The organism is Winogradskyella luteola (assembly GCF_019203985.1).
GTDB classification, from domain to species: Bacteria; Bacteroidota; Bacteroidia; order Flavobacteriales; family Flavobacteriaceae; genus Winogradskyella; species Winogradskyella luteola.
On sequence record NZ_JAGSPD010000038.1, the window covers coordinates 1 to 1025 of the forward strand.

The 1025-nt window shown below is 34.2% G+C and carries 1 protein-coding gene; it reads left to right on the forward strand.

Annotation, left to right across the window (positions count from 1 at the left end; all coding sequences use genetic code 11):
* Nucleotides 1-21 precede the first annotated feature (21 nt).
* Nucleotides 22-684: an IS6 family transposase gene (locus KCG49_RS16300; protein ID WP_218548017.1), complete on the forward strand. Its 663-nt coding sequence runs from the start codon at nucleotides 22-24 to the stop codon at nucleotides 682-684.
* The last annotated feature ends 341 nt before the right edge of the window (nucleotides 685-1025 follow it).

Consider the following 1025-nt stretch of genomic DNA (forward strand, 5'->3'; position numbering starts at 1 on the left):
ATATCTTTGGTATAAAACACCATGTTCAAAGGCCATTGTTTTCCAAAATCAATTATTATCCAAGCCGTATATTTCAAATTTAGATTTGGGCTGAGCTATCGTGAAATTGAAGAACTGATGTCAATCAGAGGTGCTAAAGTAGACCACGCCACCATCCAACGTTGGGTATTTAAGTTTACACCTTTACTGGAAAAAGAATTTAGAAAACGAAAGAAAGCTGTGGGGAAACGATGGCGAATGGATGAGACCTATATTAAAGTAAAAGGAAAATGGTGCTATTTATATAGAGCAGTTGATAAGCAGGGGAACACTATTGATTTTCTGTTGACCAATAGAAGAAAACGGATGAGTGCCCAATCGTTCCTTATCAAAGCTATTGAAAATAATGGAAAACCCGAACTGATTAATATAGATAAGAGTGGCTCTAACAAGCATACTATTAGAATCTATAATAAACGCTCATTTTATAAGATTCAAATTAGGCAATGTAAGTACTTGAACAACATAGTTGAACAGGACCATCGCTTTGTAAAGAAACGAATAGTGAGATGCTTGGGGTTTAAAGAATTTGAATCCGCCAAAAGAACTTTGTCCGGTATTGAAATGGTTCATCTGATTAAGAAAGACCAATTGATTTCTAATAGAAAATCTATGTTTAAATCATTCTATGCTTTAGCTGGTTAGAACAGTATTTAACAACTATATTAGATTTAAATTTATTAGATGCGACAGATACCAAAAAAGACCTTACATTTCTGTAAAGTCTTTATTTAATTAAGCTCCCCTGACTACCCTACTATCGAACCAAAACACGAAACTTATCAAAGAAATATCAAATTACGGCCTTTGTAATTTTATTAGCTTTCAAAATACAATTGACCACAATACCCAATCAAAGTACAACAAAAATTCTTCTTCCTCTCTCCGCACACAGATGAAACCCCAATCGAGTACTGAGCCACCTCATATATTTTAGCACTTCCTCTATCCTAAACAAAAAGTGGTTTTCACTCATCCAGTGCCAT